This window comes from Flavobacterium sp. J27 (assembly GCF_004303025.1).
Classification (GTDB): Bacteria; Bacteroidota; Bacteroidia; order Flavobacteriales; family Flavobacteriaceae; genus Flavobacterium.
On sequence record NZ_PJQW01000001.1, the window covers coordinates 393,435 to 414,106 of the forward strand.

Below are 20,672 nucleotides of genomic sequence, written 5' to 3' on the forward strand. Positions count from 1 at the left end.
ATATTTTCTTTAATTAAGTGCATAGGTACATGACCCGGCCCTTCAATAAATACTTGTACATCATGTTTCCAAGCTATTTTTGTCAATTCGCCCAACGTTTCTAATTCGGCAAATTGAGCAGCATCATTGGCATCAGCAATAGAACCCGGACGGAGACCATCTCCCAAGGAAAAGGCAACATCATATTGTTTCATGATTTCGCAAATTTCTTCAAAATGCGTATATAAAAAGTTTTCTTGATGATGGAACAAACACCATTTTGCCATAATAGAACCGCCACGTGAAACGATACCTGTTACCCGATTCGCAGTAAGGTGAATATAACGTAGTAAAACACCTGCATGAATGGTAAAATAGGAAACTCCTTGTTCTGCTTGTTCAATTAAAGTATCTCTAAATATTTCCCAAGTTAAATCTTCAGCCACGCCTTTTACTTTTTCTAATGCTTGATAAATGGGTACTGTTCCAATGGGCACTGGAGAATTACGAATAATCCATTCTCTAGTTTCATGAATGTTTTTACCAGTGGAAAGATCCATAATGGTATCGGCACCCCAACGACATGCCCAAACCGCTTTTTCAACTTCTTCTTCGATACTAGAAGTGACCGCACTGTTTCCAATATTAGCATTAATTTTGACCAAAAAATTTCTTCCTACAATCATAGGTTCGCTTTCAGGATGATTAATATTGTTTGGAATAATAGCACGACCAGCGGCTACTTCACTTCGTACAAATTCGGGAGTAATTTTGTTTTTAGGTGTATTGGCACCAAAACTTTCTCCCGCATGTTGACATTGCATGGCTTTGGTTTGGTTTTCCTGTTGTTCGATGCGTTGGTTTTCGCGAATTGCAATATATTCCATTTCTGGAGTAATGATGCCTTTTTTAGCATAATACAATTGCGTTACATTGGCTCCTTTTTTAGCACGCATGGGTTTGTGTAAGAATTCGAAGCGCAAATGGTCTAGTTCTGGTTTGTATAACCGTTCTTTACCATATTCAGAAGAAATTTCGGCTAATTCTTCTACATCATCACGGTCTAGAATCCATTGTTCGCGTAAACGAGGCAATCCTTTTTTAACATCGATTGCTACATTGATATCGGTATAAGGACCCGAAGTATCATAAACAGTAATGGGTGGGTTTTTTTCCACACCTCCTTTGGCTAATTTAGTATCAGACAACGTAATTTCGCGCATGGCTACTTTTATAGGGTGTAATTGTCCATCGATGTATACTTTTTTAGAGTTGGGAAACGGGGTACTTGATATTTTTTCTTCGTTTGTCATAATTAAAGTTTTTAAAGTTGTAAAGGCTAGTCGTTTCTGTTATTTGTTTTTTGCACGCAGATTTTGCAGATAAAGCAGCTTTTTTATTGTTTTTTTAAACTCCATACTAAATTTAACCACCTTGAGTAGCGGTAATAATTAGAATTGTATCTGTTGGAGAAAGAAAATAATGTTCCCATTGATTTTTGGGTACCACCATTTCGTTTACGGCAATAGCAATGCCGTTTTGTTTCGTAGGAAGTTCGGCATCGATTAATTCTTGAACGGTAAGCGATGTACAATCGAAGGTTTTGTTTTTGTTGTTGATTTTTAATTCCATTCCTGAGTGGTTTTAGTATATAGTTATACTTTAGGAATGGCTATAATGGTACCAATATGTACCAGAAGTCATCTTACTTTTCCCTACGCTAGTATGAACTAGATCAGGTTCAGAGGGTAAAATCTCAGCCTGTAACATTACAGACACCCCTAAAGTGTGAAACAAATGTAGTGAAATGAAATGAAAAAATGTTGGAAAGTGAAATAAAATAACAAAATAGTAACAAGTAGTTTTATTTATTTTGTAAGCACCAATTTTGAGTTTTTATATAATTACAAGAGCAACAAAGCATACTCCTGTAGTAAGTGATACTAGTTGCAAGTGTATTAGCGTAGGTTATATAGGAAGTGGTTAAAAAAGTTGACTTTGCGAAGGGATGCATGAATTTGAATAAAGTATTCTAAGTAAGTATAAATAGGATTACATTTTAGATATTGTCTTAATGTACAAATTTTCTACTTTTTTTCTTGCCCAATCTGTTTTTCGTAAGAAAGTTAAACTCGATTTTACAGAAGGATTTTCATTAAAACATTTAATTTTAATGAGTTCACCTAATGTGTCAAAACCATAAAAATCGACTAATTGTTCTACAATCATTTTTAAAGTTTTTCCATGTAAAGGATCGGTACTCATAATTTATTCTAAAATAAAATATTGATATTTATTGCTGAGGGTTGCTACTAATTTCTAGTAAAACAATCCGCTACATGATCATTTACCATTCCAGTGGCTTGCATATGCGCATACACTACAGTAGAACCCACAAACTTAAAGCCTCTTTTCTTTAAATCTTTACTTAATGCATCTGATAATGGAGTAGTAGCAGGGACATCTTTTAAGGTCTGTGGTTTATTGTCGATAGGTTTGCCGTCTACAAAACCCCAGATGTATTTGGAAAAGCTACCAAATTCTTCTTGTATTTTTATAAAAGCTTGTGCATTGGTTACAGCGGCTTTAATTTTTAATTTATTTCTAATGATGCCTGTGTCTTGACAAAGTGCTTCTATTTTTTCGTTAGTATATTGTGCTACTTTGGTAAGTTCAAATTGGTCAAATGCATTTCTAAAATTTTCACGTTTGGCTAAGACCGTGTACCAACTTAAGCCCGCTTGGAAGGTTTCTAAAATTAAAAATTCAAATAGAGTAGGGTCATCATATACTGGTTTTCCCCATTCGTTATCGTGGTAAGCGCGATATAAATCGTCTTTTTCACACCAAGCACATCTTGTTTTCATTAATAATCGTCGTATAAATAATTAGGAATATAATTTTCTTCGTCGTCTTTTTCGTAACTCGCTCTAAGATGATTGCTATTTAGTGATTCTTTAATAATAGCATCTAATTTTTCTTCCAAAGAGTCATCTTCCTGAATTTTTTTGGAATACAAAGAAGTAAATGCACTAGGATTAATTCGGTCGCCTTTCATAAAAAAAGCAATTGTTCTTATGTTTTTATCAAAAGAAGTATCGTCTTTTTCTTTTACAGAATAAAAGTAAAAAACTATTTTTTCTTTATTATAATCGGCTATTTTTTTAGAAATAAATGTAATAGAATCTGTTTTTTTAATATCATAAAAATTGTGTAAAGCTGCCCATGCAATACTATCGTCTTCTATTTCAAAAGACATGTTTTTATTTGTTAGTAATTGTATTGTGGTAAAAGCTGTATTTGGGTTTTCGAGCCCTTTTTTAATAGCTTCATTAGAAATGGTATTAGAAATAAATCGAAGTCGTAATAATTCGATATTTAACTCTGCGATATTTAAAGCACTTATTTTGCTAATAAATTCGTCTCTGTTTTTGTCTTTAGGAAACTTATAAATAATGTTTAAAAAAGTAATAATATCTGTAACTGGTGCTTCCTCTTCGTAATAATCATCTGGGTCTTTTTCTTCGTCTTCCATGATGTTATTTGTCTTCCAGCTTTTAATACGTTTAAATTCTAATTTTGCATTGGTTAAAATCATTTTGTCGAAAGCCTTAATTTTTTTTAAGGTAATGTAATCTTTATCGAGTAACTTATAACAAAAAGATAATAATGGATTTTGATATTCTTTTATACTGTAAAACTGAAAAATATTAGGGAATAGTTCTTTAGCATGTTCTGGGTTTCTGCTAAAATTTGAAAATAGAGAAGTAATGTCATATTGATTATCTGAAAGCGGTAAGTCATATTCCAGTAATTCAATTATTTTTTGATAACTTTCTTTCGTATTTTGATTAGATAGCGCTATTAAAACACTAATTTGAGTTTCAGAATTACTGTTTTCTTGTTTGTATGTTTTTTCTAAAAAAGGAATTACATTTTTATTCTTTAAATAGCCTAGTTTTTTTAGAAGGTTGTTTTTTGCAAATAATTCACTTTTTTTGAAGTTATATTTATTGATAAAATAAGAGATTACTTCAAAATCAGATTCAGAGAAATCCAATTTGTAGATAGAAGAAAAAGCATTTTTGCGCAAGGTATCATTAGCACTTGAGGCGTCATTAATAAAACGAGTCGTTTTGGTTTCAAAAACAGAATTCTTTTTAGGGAAAGGTAAGATTTCAAAACTATTAAATGTATTTTCAATAAAAGGATCGTCATTTTGATACTCTTTTGGAACCAATGTTTGCAAAATATAATAACGATCCGTGTCGAAGACCAATTTATATTTTACTGCTTGTGATGCTTTTTTGCGAGAAACTAAGGCTTCATAAGTGTATTTTTCTGAGTCTTGAGTTTCATTTTCTTTTAAGATAATTTTTGGTTCTTCTTCGGGTTTAAATAGTTTCCACCAAGTACTCATTTTCAGTCCTTTTTTGGAATATACATTGTAGTTTAGTAAAGAAGTTTCGTTATCGGAATACTCATCATAGTCATCATAATCATAGCTATAATCATTATAATCATACATGTTATCCTTTTTATCTAAAACATAATCTTTGAAAAACTGTTTTATAGTATCTAGGTTTTTTATGGATTCGTAAGCATGAAATTTATTTATTTCCAAAGAAACGGTTTTACCACTTGCCGATTTGAAAGTATAGTCGTTATATTCTGCGGACAAAGTGTTCTCGGAAGTTTTATTTTCTTTGGTAATGTTTAAGAATAACTTCTGATTTTGTTTTTCTGGAATAGTAATTTTATAAAATGCCGTACTATCTGTATAGGTTATAAAATTTTCCTTATAGCTGTTGTTTTTTAACTGAAACGAATTAAAAAACTGATTTTTATTTGTTTCCGAAGCATTCACAGTTCCTAATAAATAATATTTGTTCCCTGAAATAAATGATTTTAAATTTATTTTTCTGGAGCCTATATTAGATTCAGAAAGGAACGTGTTTTTTTGAAAAGACGTTTGTGTAGAGTCAATACCGTGTTGCAGGTAAAACTGATAATGGATTTGTTTGTGTTCAAACAGCGTGTTTTCTAATGTACGGTTGTCATTTAAATTGCGTTCCATTACAAAATAAAAGCTATTGTCTTCTTTTAAATAAGATTCTATCGTGTGACTGTTGCTTTTGTTGTTGTCGTTTTCTCTAATAGAATAAAAACTAGGTAATGTAACGGTAAATGAAGCATTACGTGCGTTAAGTTCTTCCCAGTTATTATTCGGTTTTTTTAAGTTGATTTTTTCAAAAACGTCATTTTCAAATAGTGTTGTATAATTGTTTAATCCAGACATAGAAACCATAATGATTTCAAGCGGAGTAATATAAAAGCGATAACGTTGATAATTACCCGTTTTAGTTTTATTTTTGATATCGAAATAAGAAATACCTTCTTTTTCAACAAATTCTTTACTTAAAATAGTGCCTGGAATATTTTCATAAAACAAACTGTCTAACGATTTTGAATTATAAAAACTACTATCTGAATTAATAAAATAATTATGATTGTTTCTGATGATTCTAATTAAGCCTCCATTTGCATAATCGGGTGATCCAATAACACCCTCTTCGGTAATTTCATTAGCTAACAATGGGATTTCCAGCATTTTGTCTGGAGAGGTAAAAGTGGTAAAGGTTGGTTTTTTGAAGAAAGTTTCAATTTCTTTTTTTTGTTTTTCTCCTTTTTCGGTTAATTGACTAAAAACAGGTGTAACGGTATATCCTTTTTGAATTAGTAGATTGATAATACCTTCTTTTCCTGCTAAATGAGCCGCGCCAACAGCAGCAAAGAGACTGCCTCTTTTGGAAATAGAAGCAATACTATCTACCATTACTTTGTTTCTATTGATTATTAAGGCTTCATGTGCTTTTTTTGAAAAGGCTAGTTTGTAAATAGAATCTAAAATGGTGATGTTTTTTTCACGGTAAAAATCTACAGTAGCTTCACCAAAAGATTTTCTTTTTAATATTTTATATAGTAATTGGATATTTTCTTCTTTCGGAGTAGCATCAGTAGCATTGATTTGCAAAATAGGAATCATGGAAGCTACAGCATCTTCTAAACCTGTTATCTCTTTATTGTATTTTCTTCCTGCCTGACTAATAAACATGTCTAACACGGCATTTTCTTCATAATCTGCATTTTTATTTTCAGAAAGTGATAAATAATTGTAAAAGAAATGACTTTTATTGTTGAACATGGCAATAACATTGTTTTTGCTCATGGGTTTTATGTAGAAAGAATGGTACAGTTGGGCAGAATAAATGTATTCTTTTTCCTTCATTAAGTTAGATACTGTTCCCCAGGTTTCTGGATTGCTTTCATTGGCAACAATGTCAGAATTTAATAGTGCATCGAAGAAAGAGTCGGATAGGTTATAGGAAACTTTGTCGCTCACGTGCATGGTTCCATATAGAAATGATTTTTTTTGTAAACCATTTCCACTAATTTCCCAGAGCATACTATTTTCCGTTTGTCCAAAAAGAAAACTACAAATTAATAGAGTAAAAGTAAGGGCGGCTTTTTTCAAAATAATATATTTTAAACAAATATATTATAAAAAAACCTCAATCAGAACTCTGATTGAGGTTTTATATAAAATTATAGTAGCTAGAAGATTAACCTAAAGCAACTCTTTTAAATCCTGTAACTGTTAAATCAGCATTTACTGATTTTACATAAGCAGCTACATTCATAGAACCGTCTTTAATATAATCTTGGTTTACTAATGTGTTATCTTTGTAGAAACGTTGGATTTTACCTTTAGAGATATTATCTAACATAGCTTCTGGTTTTCCTTCAGCTCTTAATTGTTCTTTAGCGATTTCAATTTCTTTTTCGATGATAGCAGCGTCAACACCAGCTTCGTTTAAAGCGATTGGGTTCATAGCTGCAGCTTGCATAGAAACATTTCTTGCAGCTTCTTCAGCACCGTCTACATTAGCAGATAAAGAAGTTAAAACGGCAATTTTATTACCAGCATGGATATAAGAACCTACGAATGCTCCTTCTAATCTTTCAAAAGAACCGATTTCGATTTTTTCTCCGATTACTCCAGTTTGTTCGATTAATTTTTCTGAAACAGTAATTCCATTGAAATCAGAAGCTAATAATTCTTCTTTAGTAGCATAATTTAATGCTTGGTTTGCTAAATCAGTAGCTAATTTTACAAAGCTTTCGTTTTTACCTACGAAATCTGTTTCACAGTTTAATGTGATTACAACACCAGCAGTTTTTTCAGCATTTACAACAGCAATTGCAGCACCTTCTGTAGATTCTCTATCAGAACGGTTTGCAGCTACTTTTTGTCCTTTTTTGCGAAGGTTTTCGATTGCTAAATCAAAATCTCCATCTGCTTCAACAAGTGCTTTTTTGCAATCCATCATACCAGCACCAGTAATTGTTCTTAATTTATTTACGTCTGCAGCAGTAATTGTTGCCATATTGTTTTTTATTTTAAGATTAAATTTTTTGTAAAAAAAAGAAATTCCAATCTCAAAACCCAAATTCCAATTTTAATAAATCATCAACAATTGTTTTTTGATTTTTTTGGAATTTGGAATCTTGATATTGGAATTTGTTATTATTTATTCTTCAGTTTCAGCTTTAGGAGCTTCTGTAGCTGCTACTTCTTTAACTGGTTGCTCTTCATCTTTTTCAGACTTTCTATCAGAAAGACCTTCAATGATAGCGCTAGAAACTAATCCTAGAACTTTTTCAATTGATTTAGAAGCATCATCATTTGCTGGAATAACAAAATCAATAGGACGTGGGTCTGAGTTTGTATCAACCATTGCAAAAACTGGAATGTTTAATTTCTGAGCTTCTTTTATTGCGATGTGTTCAGCTTTAACGTCTACAACAAATAGAGCAGCAGGTAGTCTAGACATATCTGCAATAGAACCTAAGTTTTTCTCTAATTTAGCACGTAGACGATCTACTTGTAATTTTTCTTTTTTAGAAAGTGTATTAAAAGTACCGTCTTTTTTCATTCTATCGATAGAAGCCATTTTTTTAACTGCTTTACGAATAGTAATGAAGTTGGTTAACATACCACCTGGCCATCTTTCAGTGATGTAAGGCATGTTGCAAGCTGCTGCTTTTTCAGCAACGATGTCTTTAGCTTGTTTTTTAGTTGCTACGAATAATATTTTTCTTCCTGATGCAGCGATTTTTTTCAAAGCTTCGTTAGCTTCTTCGATTTTTGCTGCAGTTTTATATAGATTGATAATGTGGATACCATTACGTTCCATATAAATGTAAGGAGCCATGTTTGGGTCCCATTTACGAGTCATGTGTCCAAAGTGTACACCTGCTTCTAATAATTCTTTAACGTCAATTTTGTTTGCCATTGTGTAATAGTTTACGTTCCGTGTTATAGCAATGTTCCTTTAGGCTTTTTTTAGACTTTAGGCTTCATTTAGATGCTAAACTAATTCCCTTTTTATTAAGGAATATCGACAACTTGTTTTTAAATTCAATTTTAATTGTAATAATCTGTTGAAAAAATATTTGGAAAAATATTCCAATATTAACGTTTCGAGAATTGGAATCTCTTACGTGCTTTTTTCTGACCAAATTTCTTACGCTCCACCATTCTAGGATCTCTAGTTAATAATCCTTCTGGTTTTAAAATAGCTCTGTTTTCAGCTTCAACTTCACACATTACTCTAGCTAAAGCCATTCTCACAGCTTCTGCTTGTCCTGTAGTTCCTCCTCCATATACATTTACTTTAACATCAAAGTTTTCTGCATTTTCAGTCATTGCTAAAGGTTGCATTACTTTGTATTGTAAAGTTGCAGTTGGGAAATAAGTTGTAAATTCTCTTTTGTTTACAGTGATTTTTCCTGTTCCTTCTGTAACATAAACACGTGCAACAGCACATTTTCTTCTACCGATTTTGTGAATAACTGCCATTACTTAAGATCGTTTAGGTTTACGGTTTTAGGTTTTTGAGCTTCGTGTTTGTGCTCAGTTCCTACATATACATTTAAATTTCGGAATAATTCAGCACCTAATTTGTTTTTAGGTAACATTCCTTTTACAGCTTTCTCTACTAATACAGCTGGATTTTTTTGTTGCTGTACTTTAGCAGTTAAAGTTCTTTGACCTCCTGGGTAACCTGTATGACGCATGTAGATTTTGTCGTCAAGCTTGTTACCAGTAAGGTTGATTTTTTCTGCGTTGATAACAATTACGTTATCTCCACAATCAACGTGTGGTGTATAACTAGTCTTGTATTTACCTCTTAATAGCATAGCTACTTTTGAAGCAAAGCGACCTAAGTTATGACCTTCAGCATCTACAACAATCCACTCTTTTTGAGCAGTTGCTTTATTAGCTGATACTGTCTTGTAGCTTAATGTGTTCACAATAATTTATTTAAATTAAACATTCCATTCCCAATTAAGGGAGTGCAAAAGTACAATTATTTATTATAAATACAAATGCTGATGCTAGAATATTTTTATTTTATCTCATAACTAAGAGATTGATAGTAAATAGTTTTAGTAATTGGATGTTTAAAAACTAGTAAACTTCGGATAAATTATTATTTTTACGCATTGTATTTTTATTTGAAAATGTAAACTTATTTAAAAATAAGATTCGAGTATAACAAGCAAAATATGAGGAAACAATGTAGTATCCTAAAAACAAATTTGAAATTATATGAAAGCCAAAGCCACCTTAAAACAAATTGCGAAAGAATTAGGAGTGTCCGTTTCTACTGTTTCTAAAGCATTGAGTGATAGTCAAGAAATTAGTCAGGCTACAAAAGATAAAATAAAAGAATTTGCAGCACTTAAAAATTATAAGCCTAATTTAATGGCTAAAAATTTAAAGTATCAAAAGACAAATACTATTGGAGTAATTATTCCCAATATTTTGAATTCTTTCTTTGCAAAAGTGTTTAGTGGAATTGAAGAAACAGCTAGAAAAAGAGGATATAATATTGTTACTGCTATTTCTAACGAATCATTAGAAAGGGAAAAACAGTTAATGGAAATGTTGAATAATGGTGCAGTTGATGGTTTTATATTGTCTATTGCTGAAGAAACTCAAATGACCAAAAACTTCCAACATTACAATTCAATCATAAAAAGTGGGACTCCTATAGTAATGTTTGATCGAATTACAGATTTAGTAAAATCTGATAAAGTTATTGTTGATGATTTGGATTCGGCATTTGATGCTACTCAACATTTAATTAATATAGGATGTAAAAAAATTGCTTTGCTTTCAACTATTGATAATTTGAGTGTAGGTAAACTACGTTTTGAAGGTTATAAAAAAGCATTGGAATTAAATAAAATAGATTTAGATATAAATTTAATTCTAATGGGAGATGAAGATGAAATTTATGACCAAAAAATAGAAGTATTACTTGCAACTAAAAAAGTGGATGGTGTTTTTGCAGTTGATGAACATTCTGCTACTAGAGCGATGAAGTTAGCACTTCAAAATGGCTATGATATACCAAAAGACCTTAATGTAATAGGTTTTGCTGATGGTGCGTGGTCTCGTCGATTAACTCCTAGTCTTTCAACGGTAAGTCAGCATGCTCCAGAGATAGGTGAAAAATCGGCAAATTTATTAATTGATCGTCTTACTGCTAAAGAAGAAGCTATTGAATATAAAACAATTGTTATTAAAACCGAATTACGACAAAGAGATTCTACTAGAAAATTATAATTGTTTGGCTTTATCGTCTCTCCAAGTAATGTATCCAATGGTTGCATTAAATAAGTAAAATATGTATTTTACTGTATTAGCAATATTTAAGAGCATTATGTTTTGTATGATTTTAAAGATGTTATAGGCTTGCCAATTAATCCAGTTATCAGGATACATCCTGCCTAAATTGAATGTACCACCAAAACTGATACCTGCTGGAATGGCTATTGCAAAAAACAATTTCCAGTCGATAGGTTTATCTGATAAATAGGCAAATGCAATATAATTCAGTATTATAGAAAGGAATAGACCTAAAAACATATTTTTAAAGAAAATAAAATCAATGCCATTAAGGTATCTTTTTTTCTTCCAAATTCTAAAAGCAATATAATTTCCTAAGAAAGAAATGGGATAGGTTAGAATCGCTCCGATATTACCTAAAAGGAAATCTATAGCACCACTTAGAAGAGTATTGCAAGTGCCAATTAGATTGCCAATATTATTTTTCTTTGTGACCAATCGAGTAGCGGTCATGGATAAACAGGTATTTAAAATAGAGAAATAACCCAAATAGAAAACATATTCTTTATTGTTAATATGAAAGGTATAGGTAGTTTTGTAATATTCTAAATAAACTGAAACACTGATAACTAGTAATACACCAATAATATCTAAATATTTACTGTTTGTAATCTCTTTTATTGATGTAAGTAACGACATTATTCTTTTGTAAAGTTGAATTTTCCACCACCTTGATGCAAAACAAAAGTATTTTCGCCAAAAATAATTTCAATTCCAGCTTGTGCAAAAATAAATGTTTTTTCATCCTTTAATGTCAAAGGAAACGGATTTTGTCCTGTAGCTTGAGCAAAAAGTTCGCTTTCTTTTTCAAAAATAGTTATTTTCAAAGGAATGTCTTTCGACGCATAGGTTCCAGAATATTTTGCAATGAGTGTAGCATTAATTTTTTCAAAACTTGGAAATGGATAAGGTATTTTATAATAAATACTCAAAATACCAATCATAATATCATTCATGTTGTAGTTGTCTCCGTTTACAATTAAGGAGATGCCTATTTTTTCTGATGGATAATAACCTACATTGGATCTAAAGTTTTCAATACCTCCTGTATGACCATAGAAACGTCTTTCTCCAAAAGGGAATTGGAATAGCGCTTTTCCATAACCATCTTTTAAGTCTATCATCTCGTCCAAACTTGTTTTTTTTACTAATTTACCTTGAAATAAAGCCTGCATAAATTGAGTTAAATCATTTGGTGTTGAAACTATAGCACCAGCAGCAAAAGCAGTATCTGTTTCCCATTCATCTACTTTTTCCCATTCTTTTCCATTAAAAGTATAAGAAAAGCTTTCGTTGTTATTAGTTTGTGCTTTCGTTATTGGGTAAAATGTGTTTTTAAGACCTATTTTAGAACAAATTCTTTTAGATATATTTTCAGCAAACGATTTTTCTGTAATTTTTTCAATAATTCCTCCTAAGAGATAATAATTAGAGTTGCTATATTGAAATTTACTATCAGGTTCAAATAGAGAATGATACTTTGCGATTTTAGAATAAATTGCCTTTTTTAAATTAGGAGCATTTAATTCTTCCTTAGTAATAGAATCCTGATTGATATAATCTGGAATACCAGTACGATGATGTAATAGTTGTACTATAGTTATCTGATCGGAATTTTTTACTTTAGGAAAAAAAGTGGCTAACGGAGTGTCTAATTTCAATTTTTTTTCTTCTATTAACTGCATGATAATTACAGCAGTAAATGTCTTGCTTACAGATCCTATTTTGTATTTAGTATTGTTATCCGATTTTTCTTTTGTTTGTAGATTTCGATAGCCGTAAGCCTTAGAAAAAACAAGTTTATCTCCTTCACGAATAGCTAAGGAACCCATAAATTTATTATTGGTTTCAAAATAATGTAATAGACTGTCAATACGTTGTAATCGTGGTTCTATTTGGGCCGAAGTGGAAATTCCAAGAAAGAGAAAAAGAAGGAAAAGTTTTTTCATTGGTACTAAATATTTTAAATTATAGATGATAGCATGTTAGATTTGTTAATAGCAATTTGAGGCGTACAATTGATTTTTTCGAATAATTTAAAGAAATATATAATTGGTATTAAACAAATAAAGGGTGTTGTAGTTGTAAAAGTATAAAAGCTGAAATTATCAGGTAAAAATAATGTTGAAATTGCTATTAATACACCACCAGTGAACCATAAGTTGTTTCTTAAAAGAGGCTTTTTTTTCCAAAATTCTTTGCTTACTAGTATCCAAGAAATTTGAATACCAATGCGATAGTTGAGTCTTATGGTTTTAAAATAATTACCTACTATTGAAAATAATAAACTAATAATTATGAAAATGAAAATTGGCTTTGAATTCGTTTGTTTGCGTAAATCTAAAGGATGTAAAATGCTTGATCTTGAAATAGTAAAATTTTCTAAAATCTCACTAGTAGTAGTTAAATCACTTTTACGAAGTAATTCCAGAATTTCTCTTCGTGTTTCCTCATTTAATGCTTTAAAAACTGAGTTCATTTTTAATTATATGTTTAGACAAAAATCTAAATATTTTTTGATAAAACAAAAGGTAAAGGATGATTACTTAAAATGAATATTCTTTTCAAATTCTTTAGTGAAAATTTTAACGCCTGTTTCATTTAGATGATGTGGATCATAAAAATTTAAGGAATCATCTAGTTGAGAGTTGATGTTGAAATTTTTATAGTTTGAATGTAGCGACCGCATTAGAGTATCAAATTCATGATTGTTTTTATGAGCTAAGTAAAAGTTTTTAGTTATAGGAGCAAAGAATAAAATCACTTTACAGTTATTTTTCAAGGCAAGTTCAATATTTTCTTTTAGAATATTTATTTGATTATTATTGATTTTCCAATTTGTTTTTTCATATAAACTAGAACTTTTAAAATATTCTACTTCTCTTTGAACATATCCGCCTTTTATATAAGTATCTTTATTTTTAATTAGTGGTTCTTTGTAATTTTTACTTAGTTTAAAGAAATCGTTCATATATCCATATAGCAAAGTGTTGTATGTGGTTAAGTTGTTTAATTCTAAGGCCATTTCTAATGAATAACTATCATTTTTGTCATTAGAAATTAAATCGAGTGAAGATTCTAAACCAGAGTTATATAAAGCATCTGGATATACTTCGAAACAGACGACTTTCGGATTAAGCTTCTTTACATATCTTTTGAGTAAAATATTAGTTTGCAAAGGGGTTTGAAGACTTGAACCTAAATTGAAACAAGAATAGTTTTTAAAATAGTTGGGATTAATTCCTCTGTATGCGTGTGAGGAACCTAAGATCAATACATCAACTTCAGAAGTTATAGATTTTATTTCTTTTAAGCGAGTATTTAGATGCCCTTGAGAACCCATTTTATAACGAATATTGTTTTTAAATTGATAAGGCAAAAAGAAACCAATGATAAAAACGGTTAGAGGATATCCTATGGTAAAAAGTAATAAAAATTTTACTATTTTAAATAAAAACTTTGTCATCTTTAAAATTGAAAATATATAAAAGGTTTATCTGTAGATTGCCAAAAGAACACAATCATGTAAGCAATGAATAAATACAAACACCAACGTTTCCAATTACTATTTGTAAACATATTTTGCAGGGTAAATGTGTCGTTTTTTCCTTTCCATTCAATTATAAAAAAGAAAACTATAACCATTAATATTGAAAATGAATCTCTTAAAATGAGATAATCAAGATTTAGAAATTTACCCATAAACATCTGTTTGATAAACAAAAAAGCTTCTTTAATATTTTTTGCTCTAAAAAATATCCATGTTAAAGTTACCAATAAAAAAGTAAAAAGAATTTTTACATAGTATATTAAGTTAGAAGATTTATTAAACAATATTTTTTTTGAATTAAAAAAATAAGAATTGATAAGTAACAATACAGCATTGATAAACCCCCAAAAAATGAAAGTATAATTAGCACCATGCCACAAACCACTTAAAAGGAAAACTACTATAATATTTCTTGTTCTTGAATAAATTCCTTTTCGGTTTCCTCCAAGTGGAATGTAAACATAATCACGAAACCAATTTGTTAAAGAAATATGCCATCTTTTCCAAAACTCAATAATATTTTTTGAAAAATAAGGATGTTTAAAGTTGTCATTTAATTCAAAACCAAACAGCTTTGAAACCCCAATTGCAATATCAGAATAGCCAGAAAAATCACCATAGATTTGTAGACTAAAAAAGAAAGCTCCTAAAAATGTTGTTAGTCCATTATAATTAGAATAAGAATCAAAAATTAAATCAGAAAAAAAAGCACAATTATCTGCAATCACTACTTTTTTAAATAATCCCCACAAAATTTGTTTTAATCCATTTACAGATTGATTGTAATTAAATTGTCTATTCTTTTCAAATTGAGGTAATAAATGCTCTGCTCTTTCTATTGGTCCAGCTACAAGTTGCGGAAAAAAACAAACAAATGCTGAAAATGAAATAAAGTTTTTAGTAGGTTGAATTTTATTTCGATAAACATCAATAGTATAGCTCAATGTTTGCAAAGTATAAAAACTGATACCGACAGGTAAAATAATATTGAGAGTAGTAGTATTACTCTGCAAGCCAATTGAATTTAATAAGCTTGAAAAACTTTGTGCAAAAAAATCGAAATATTTAAAAAAGAATAAAACGCCTAAATTTATAATAATACTGATGGAAAGTAATCGTTTTCTGCTCTTTGCAGATTGATATTTCTTTAGCAAAAGACCAATTGAAAAATCTACTATTGTACTTACAAAAATTAAGATAAGAAAGCGCCAATTCCACCAGCCATAAAACAAATAGCTTGCTATAACTAAAAACAGGTTTTGGAAAGAAGTATTTCGTTTAAAGACTTTCCAATATAGAAAGTATACAACTATGAGAAAAACCAAAAATGGTAACGAATTAAAAATCATCTTAAGGCACCTCCATCCATTTGTTTTTTTTGTTCATATTAGCCACTAATGTGCCTGTAAATTTATAATTGGTTAAACTATCAATACGTTGTAATCTTGGCTCTATTTGAACTGAAAAGCTAATTCCAATAAAGAGAAAAAAAAGGAAAAGTTTTTTCATGATAGTTTTAGTATTGAATAAAAAAGTAACCGTATAGTTACCAAAAAATAATGTATATCGTTTAAATTTATTATCTATATTTAAAATTCTAATTAAAATTCAAATAAACAAATTTATGAAAACAACAATCTACTTTTTAATGTTCGGTGTATTTTTTTCTTTTTTAGGATATGGACAGAATTGGGGATTAAATACTAGTCAAGGAGCTGTTTATACTACCACTCAAAGATTATTGATTGGGGCTAATCAATCAAATAGTACTCTTAATTCTAATGATGGATCTATAGAATTGTTCTCGCCAAGTTATTCAGCTTTTTTTATGAATGCAGCGGATAAACATCTTGTATATTGGTTAAGTCAGGAAGATTCTGGAATGAGAATAGACGACCACGGCCCTTTTAAAATATATAAAGACGGTGTTGGTTTTGTTATGAATTTTAATAATGATGGAAGTATCTCTGTAGGAACTGCTTTAGCACCTTCTGGCTACAAACTAGCCGTGGGAGGAAAAATAATTGCTGAAGAATTAAAAGTGCAATTGCAATCGGCTCCATGGCCCGATTATGTTTTTGCAAACGATTATAGTTTACCTACTTTACAGGAAGTGGAACTGCACATACAAGAAAACGGTCATTTAGCGAATATGCCTTCTGCTTGTGAAGTACAAGAAAACGGGATTGAGGTAGGAGAAATGAATCGTTTATTATTAGAAAAAGTGGAACAACTTACACTTTACACTATAAATCAACAAAAGCAGTTAGACAACCAAACTAAAGAAATTGAGACGCTTAAAGCTTTAGTAAAAGAGTTAGTAGAAAATAAGTAATCATTACTTTAAAAATATAAATAATGAGAAAACTTATTTTTATAAACCTATTGGCATTCTTGATGCTACAAACTGTTTTTGGGCAGATTTCTCCTGTTGATGAAATAAAATACAGCCCAAACGGCTATTTTGAAACCGTTTTTGACCATTACGGAAACAGCTATCAATTAAAAGACTTATTAGCTGGCGCTGATGTTAAGGTAGAAAATACTACATACAAAAGTACTTTGTCAGTTTGTAATTCTGGAATTTTTGAGCTGTATTTTGAAGACAATTGGTTTGGAAACTCAGCAACTACAGCACAACAAGACGCTAGGAAAGCAGTAATTTGTCAGGTATTTCATGACTTAAGCGATTTTATAGTAACTCCTTTAAAAGATATAGGAAATACTACTAAAGTAAAAATTTGGGTGAGAAATATAAATAATTTACAAGATGTTCCTTCTAATGTTTTGGGTTTAGCAACTTCTTTTTATACGATGCCTTATAACGCAACAAGTAATTTTGGTGGTATTATAGATAATGAAATATGGAAAACCATTACTCTAGGAAATGACTCTTATTCTACTTTTACTTTTCCTTTAACGGTTTCAAATAGTAATCAAACTTCTTCGGGTAATTTTTACCATGGTATGATGGCTTTTAATTTTAATAATTTTTCTTGGAATACAAACCTAATGAATTCTTCTCCTTTTGAACAATATGATTTGTATTCAGTCGTCTTACACGAAGTAACGCACGCTTTAGGTTTTTCTAGTTTAATCGATGATAATGGAGAATCTTCTTTAGGAATAGGCTATAATTATTTTACTAGATATGATGCTTTATTAAAAAATGATGTAGGTAATCAAAATTTAATTGTTAACTCAGGAAGTTGTTCCATGTATAATTATTCATTTAATGGTGCATTAAATACATCTATATTACATCCAAATGAAAATAATTGTGTTACAGATCAAACCACTTGTTCAACTGCCATTAAGTTTGTTGGTCTAACAAATACTTCCCCTGTTTATACGCCTAATTGTTTTGAATCAGGTAGTAGTTTAAGTCATTTTGAAGATCAATGTATTGCTTTACCCAACCAAGGGAATAATACCTATTTTACTATGAGTAATGTAACAGGACTAGGCACAACGAAACGGTTTTTAAAACCTGAAGAAAGAAACACTCTATCAGACATTGGTTATGTTCTAAACAATATTTATGGTGATAATACAATAGTAGCTAATAGTTATATTTCTTATGGAGGAAGTATTACTACTGGAAATAGAGTTGCAGGATCTAATGACGGTACTAATACTCTAAATAATACCTATGTATTTTCTGGAGATGTTGGTAGTACTATTTACATAACTAATTTATTAACAAACGATGTTAATGCAAATACTTTTGAATGTTTACAAGATGTGTTTGACGCTACAGCAAATATTCCAATAACTAATGGTTCAAATAGTACAACAGTAATGTTCTCAAGTATGGTTGAAGGATTGCATTTGTTGCGATATGTTCCAGTAAGTATTTCAGGACAAGAAGGAAATATTTCTTACGTTTACGTTTATGTTTACGAAAACAACTCTTGCGCTCCTTCTAGCTGTGATTTAGTTAGCAACGGAGATTTTGAAACGCTTACGGTTCCTAATCAGCTACCAAATGATTTAGGAGGTATAGAGTATGCTTGTGGATGGCACCCTATAAATAACGCAACACCTGATTATTTTCATGCAAATTCAAATAATTCAATTGTTCAAGTTCCATGTAATCTAAGAGGATATGAATTAGATAATGTTTCTGGAAATAACGCGTATGCAGGTATGATTATAAGTACGGGGTTTCAGCATCCGGCATTACCTTATCCTTATTATGAAAGTATTAGAACTACTTTAAATTCACCTTTAGTTCCTAATACAACTTATCAGTTAAGTTTTGACTTGTCTTTAGCCGATAAGTTTGCAGCAAATGCTTATAAGATACAAGCTTATTTAAGTACTACGATTGTTCCTATTGCAGGATATGGAGGAATAACGAATTATAATACTAATATGTTTAGAACCTATAATACTTTTTCTACTCAAACAGATGGTTGGCAAAAAATTGTATTTACTTTTACAACTGATGCAACAGCAGGAGAAAGGTTTTTGTATTTAGGAGGACTAGATAATGCTCCTTATTTAAGTAATGCCAATCCTGTTATTTCAGCTATTGCAGGGTGTTTTACAGGTAATAATTTGAATAGTAATAATTCAAATAACGGAACATACTATATTGATAATGTAAGTTTAATTTCTTTAAATGGAGGCTCTTTCGACTTACCCAATGAAGTATGTAACAATACTACAGTAAACGATTTAAATAGTTATTTAATTGGAATTAATTCAAACGGTATTTTTTCAGGTAATGGAGTGGTAGATACAAATGGAATTTATTCATTCGATGCTTCAATAGCTGGTGTAGGAAATCATACGATCACTTACACCCATACAAATAGTAACGGTTGTGAAGTAAAGACTTATGCTAATATTGAAGTTGTTTCTGATAAGATTATTCCAGAATTTGATCCAATTGCTCCAATATGTTTTGGAGGAATTATTACATTACCAACCACTTCTGTTAATTTTATAGACGGTTCTTGGTCACCAGCAGTAAACAATACGGTAACAACTACCTATACTTTTACACCAAATGTGAATCAATGTGGAGCAGTTACCACTACTTTAACAGTTGAAGTTTTACCTGTTAACGATCCAAGTTGTAGTAGCAATCCTTGCCCTGCTGATTTAACCTTATCTACTCCAGAAACTAATCCTACAATAGTTTATAAAACAGAAAACTGGATAAAAGCAAATTCAAGTTATGAAGTAGATGGTGAAAATGTAACGATGAAAGCAGGAGATTATATTGTTTTTGAGCCTAATACCCATTTAAAAGCGGGTTCAGAAGTAACAGCATTAATTGAAGTTTGTACTCCTACTAGTAAAATGAGTACAACTAAAGTTATTGAAAAAACTATTTTTGAAGAGAAAACTTTAAATGAGTCAATAGTATTATTTCCAAATCCAGTAACAGATAGATTGACTATTGCTTCTGATAAGGCAATAATCAATAGTGTGATTATTACAGCTATGGATGGAAAGATTATTTACAGTAATCAAAGAGTAAATACATCTAAATTAGAATTAGACACCTCTAGTTATCAAGGTGGCATTTATATGGTCTCTATAACCACTATAAATGGGATGGGTTTTGTAAAGAAACTCGTTAAAAATTAATTTTGTCACAAAGGCTAACTGAAAAGTTAGCCTTTTTTATTAATTAGAAATTATTTCAGAAATAAATGGAAGAACAATATAAATATTGTAGCATTTTAGAAATTACACGAAATGTATTTATTTACTAATGCTGTAAATGTAATTTTTTTCAGCAAAATTTTCATTTAATAGGACTGTTTCAAAAGATAAGAGGTACTTTTGAGCGATGTCACTTATTCTTTCAATAGCACAGTCTTCAGACAAAATCATAAGCGTATTTTGAAAATGAACTTGATGCTTCAATTGATGGAATAGTTTTTCAAAATATTCAAAATTGGCTCCACAAAACCATGCTTTTTCTACTATGTTTTTAGGGTTTTTAGGGTAATAAGGAGGGTTGATGATGATATAATCGAACGATTTTTTTTCTAATGAGTCAAATAAATCAGATTCTAAAATTGTTATAGAGAGATGATTCTTTTTTGCGTTTTTTTCTAAATAAAGTAATGCAATTTGATTAATATCTGTAGCAGTAACGGAAGCTCCTTTTTTTGCTGCTGAAAGTGAAATAATACCACTTCCACAGCCTAATTCTAAAAACGTCTTGTCTTTTAAATCTAGTGGTTGAATAAAATCTAATAGTATTTTAGTACTAAAGGTTAAATGAGGAGGAAAAACTTTTGGATGGATTTCAATGGAAATTGAATCATAATAATATTTTCTAGGCTTATAATAATAAACTTTTAAAGCATATTTTAGAAACGGGTGTGTTATTTTTTTAATAAAATTTCTCATGTG

19 protein-coding genes and 1 riboswitch are annotated in these 20,672 nt (G+C 30.3%); of the genes, 3 read left to right on the top strand and 16 right to left on the bottom strand.

All coding sequences use genetic code 11. The features are described 5' to 3' along the window. The 9 genes from thiC to rplM all read right to left on the bottom strand — a co-directional run. Positions 1–1,292 (bottom strand): phosphomethylpyrimidine synthase ThiC (gene thiC, locus CX675_RS01600; protein ID WP_240723561.1); only part of this gene is annotated, 1,292 nt, incomplete at its 3' end. Positions 1,293–1,404: 112 nt separating this feature from the next. Further along, complete coding sequence (gene thiS / locus CX675_RS01605) at positions 1,405–1,611, bottom strand: sulfur carrier protein ThiS (RefSeq protein ID WP_130733463.1); 207 nt, start codon at positions 1,609–1,611, stop codon at positions 1,405–1,407. Between the two features lie 63 nt (positions 1,612–1,674). Beyond that, a riboswitch (TPP riboswitch) is annotated at positions 1,675–1,772 on the bottom strand. Positions 1,773–2,031: 259 nt separating this feature from the next. Next, positions 2,032–2,244 carry a VF530 family DNA-binding protein gene (locus tag CX675_RS01610; RefSeq protein WP_130733464.1) on the bottom strand — a complete coding sequence of 71 codons (213 nt, stop codon included), beginning with the start codon at positions 2,242–2,244 and terminating at the stop codon, positions 2,032–2,034. Positions 2,245–2,291: 47 nt separating this feature from the next. Beyond that, positions 2,292–2,846: a DNA-3-methyladenine glycosylase I gene (locus CX675_RS01615; protein WP_130733465.1), complete on the bottom strand. Its 555-nt coding sequence runs from the start codon at positions 2,844–2,846 to the stop codon at positions 2,292–2,294. Next, positions 2,846–6,514, bottom strand: a complete 3,669-nt coding sequence (locus CX675_RS01620) for a TraB/GumN family protein (RefSeq protein ID WP_130733466.1) — start codon at positions 6,512–6,514, stop codon at positions 2,846–2,848. Before CX675_RS01620 ends, CX675_RS01615 begins: the two co-directional genes overlap by 1 nt. An 88-nt stretch (positions 6,515–6,602) precedes the next feature. Next, on the bottom strand, positions 6,603–7,427 hold the full coding sequence (tsf, locus tag CX675_RS01625) for a translation elongation factor Ts (protein WP_130733467.1): 825 nt from the start codon (positions 7,425–7,427) through the stop codon (positions 6,603–6,605). A 144-nt stretch (positions 7,428–7,571) separates the two neighbouring features. Further along, the gene (gene rpsB, locus CX675_RS01630; protein ID WP_130733468.1) at positions 7,572–8,336 is read right to left on the bottom strand and encodes a 30S ribosomal protein S2; all 765 of its coding nucleotides are present in this window, start codon (positions 8,334–8,336) and stop codon (positions 7,572–7,574) included. Positions 8,337–8,515: 179 nt separating this feature from the next. Beyond that, complete coding sequence (gene rpsI, locus CX675_RS01635; RefSeq protein ID WP_130733469.1) at positions 8,516–8,902, bottom strand: 30S ribosomal protein S9; 387 nt, start codon at positions 8,900–8,902, stop codon at positions 8,516–8,518. Then, on the bottom strand, positions 8,902–9,357 hold the full coding sequence (rplM, locus tag CX675_RS01640; RefSeq protein ID WP_130733470.1) for a 50S ribosomal protein L13: 456 nt from the start codon (positions 9,355–9,357) through the stop codon (positions 8,902–8,904). The genes rpsI and rplM overlap by 1 nt, the downstream gene beginning before the upstream one ends. Before the next feature lie 298 nt (positions 9,358–9,655). Here rplM and CX675_RS01645 point away from each other — a divergent pair, with 298 nt between their 5' ends. Next, entirely contained in the window at positions 9,656–10,678 is a 1,023-nt protein-coding gene (locus CX675_RS01645) for a LacI family DNA-binding transcriptional regulator (protein ID WP_130733471.1), read from the top strand. On the opposite strand, the gene CX675_RS01650 is transcribed toward CX675_RS01645, so the two are convergent. The 6 genes from CX675_RS01650 to CX675_RS19700 all read right to left on the bottom strand — a co-directional run bounded on the left by CX675_RS01650 (position 10,673) and on the right by CX675_RS19700 (position 15,800). Continuing rightward, on the bottom strand, positions 10,673–11,380 hold the full coding sequence (locus CX675_RS01650) for a nicotinamide mononucleotide transporter family protein (protein WP_130733472.1): 708 nt from the start codon (positions 11,378–11,380) through the stop codon (positions 10,673–10,675). The two genes, CX675_RS01645 and CX675_RS01650, sit on opposite strands and share 6 nt — an antisense overlap. Then, positions 11,380–12,690, bottom strand: a complete 1,311-nt coding sequence (locus CX675_RS01655; RefSeq protein WP_130733473.1) for a serine hydrolase — start codon at positions 12,688–12,690, stop codon at positions 11,380–11,382. Before CX675_RS01655 ends, CX675_RS01650 begins: the two co-directional genes overlap by 1 nt. 14 nt (positions 12,691–12,704) lie before the next feature. Beyond that, the gene (locus CX675_RS01660) at positions 12,705–13,220 is read right to left on the bottom strand and encodes an SdpI family protein (RefSeq protein WP_130733474.1); all 516 of its coding nucleotides are present in this window, start codon (positions 13,218–13,220) and stop codon (positions 12,705–12,707) included. Positions 13,221–13,283: 63 nt separating this feature from the next. Then, entirely contained in the window at positions 13,284–14,207 is a 924-nt protein-coding gene (locus CX675_RS01665; RefSeq protein ID WP_130733475.1) for a hypothetical protein, read from the bottom strand. A 2-nt stretch (positions 14,208–14,209) separates the two neighbouring features. Further along, positions 14,210–15,445 carry an MBOAT family protein gene (locus tag CX675_RS01670; RefSeq protein ID WP_370277489.1) on the bottom strand — a complete coding sequence of 412 codons (1,236 nt, stop codon included), beginning with the start codon at positions 15,443–15,445 and terminating at the stop codon, positions 14,210–14,212. A gap of 196 nt (positions 15,446–15,641) precedes the next feature. Next, the gene (locus CX675_RS19700) at positions 15,642–15,800 is read right to left on the bottom strand and encodes a hypothetical protein (protein WP_165395951.1); all 159 of its coding nucleotides are present in this window, start codon (positions 15,798–15,800) and stop codon (positions 15,642–15,644) included. A 115-nt stretch (positions 15,801–15,915) separates the two neighbouring features. Between CX675_RS19700 and CX675_RS01675 the strand changes: the two genes are divergently transcribed. Together CX675_RS01675 and CX675_RS01680 are read left to right on the top strand one after the other, a co-directional pair. Next, on the top strand, positions 15,916–16,626 hold the full coding sequence (locus CX675_RS01675) for a hypothetical protein (protein WP_130733477.1): 711 nt from the start codon (positions 15,916–15,918) through the stop codon (positions 16,624–16,626). Positions 16,627–16,649: 23 nt separating this feature from the next. After that, positions 16,650–19,895, top strand: coding sequence for a T9SS type A sorting domain-containing protein (locus CX675_RS01680; RefSeq protein ID WP_130733478.1), 3,246 nt, complete (start codon positions 16,650–16,652; stop codon positions 19,893–19,895). A 117-nt stretch (positions 19,896–20,012) separates the two neighbouring features. Here the strand turns inward: CX675_RS01680 and CX675_RS01685 are convergent, their stop codons facing one another. Further along, positions 20,013–20,669, bottom strand: coding sequence for a methyltransferase (locus CX675_RS01685; protein ID WP_130733479.1), 657 nt, complete (start codon positions 20,667–20,669; stop codon positions 20,013–20,015). Positions 20,670–20,672 lie beyond the last annotated feature (3 nt).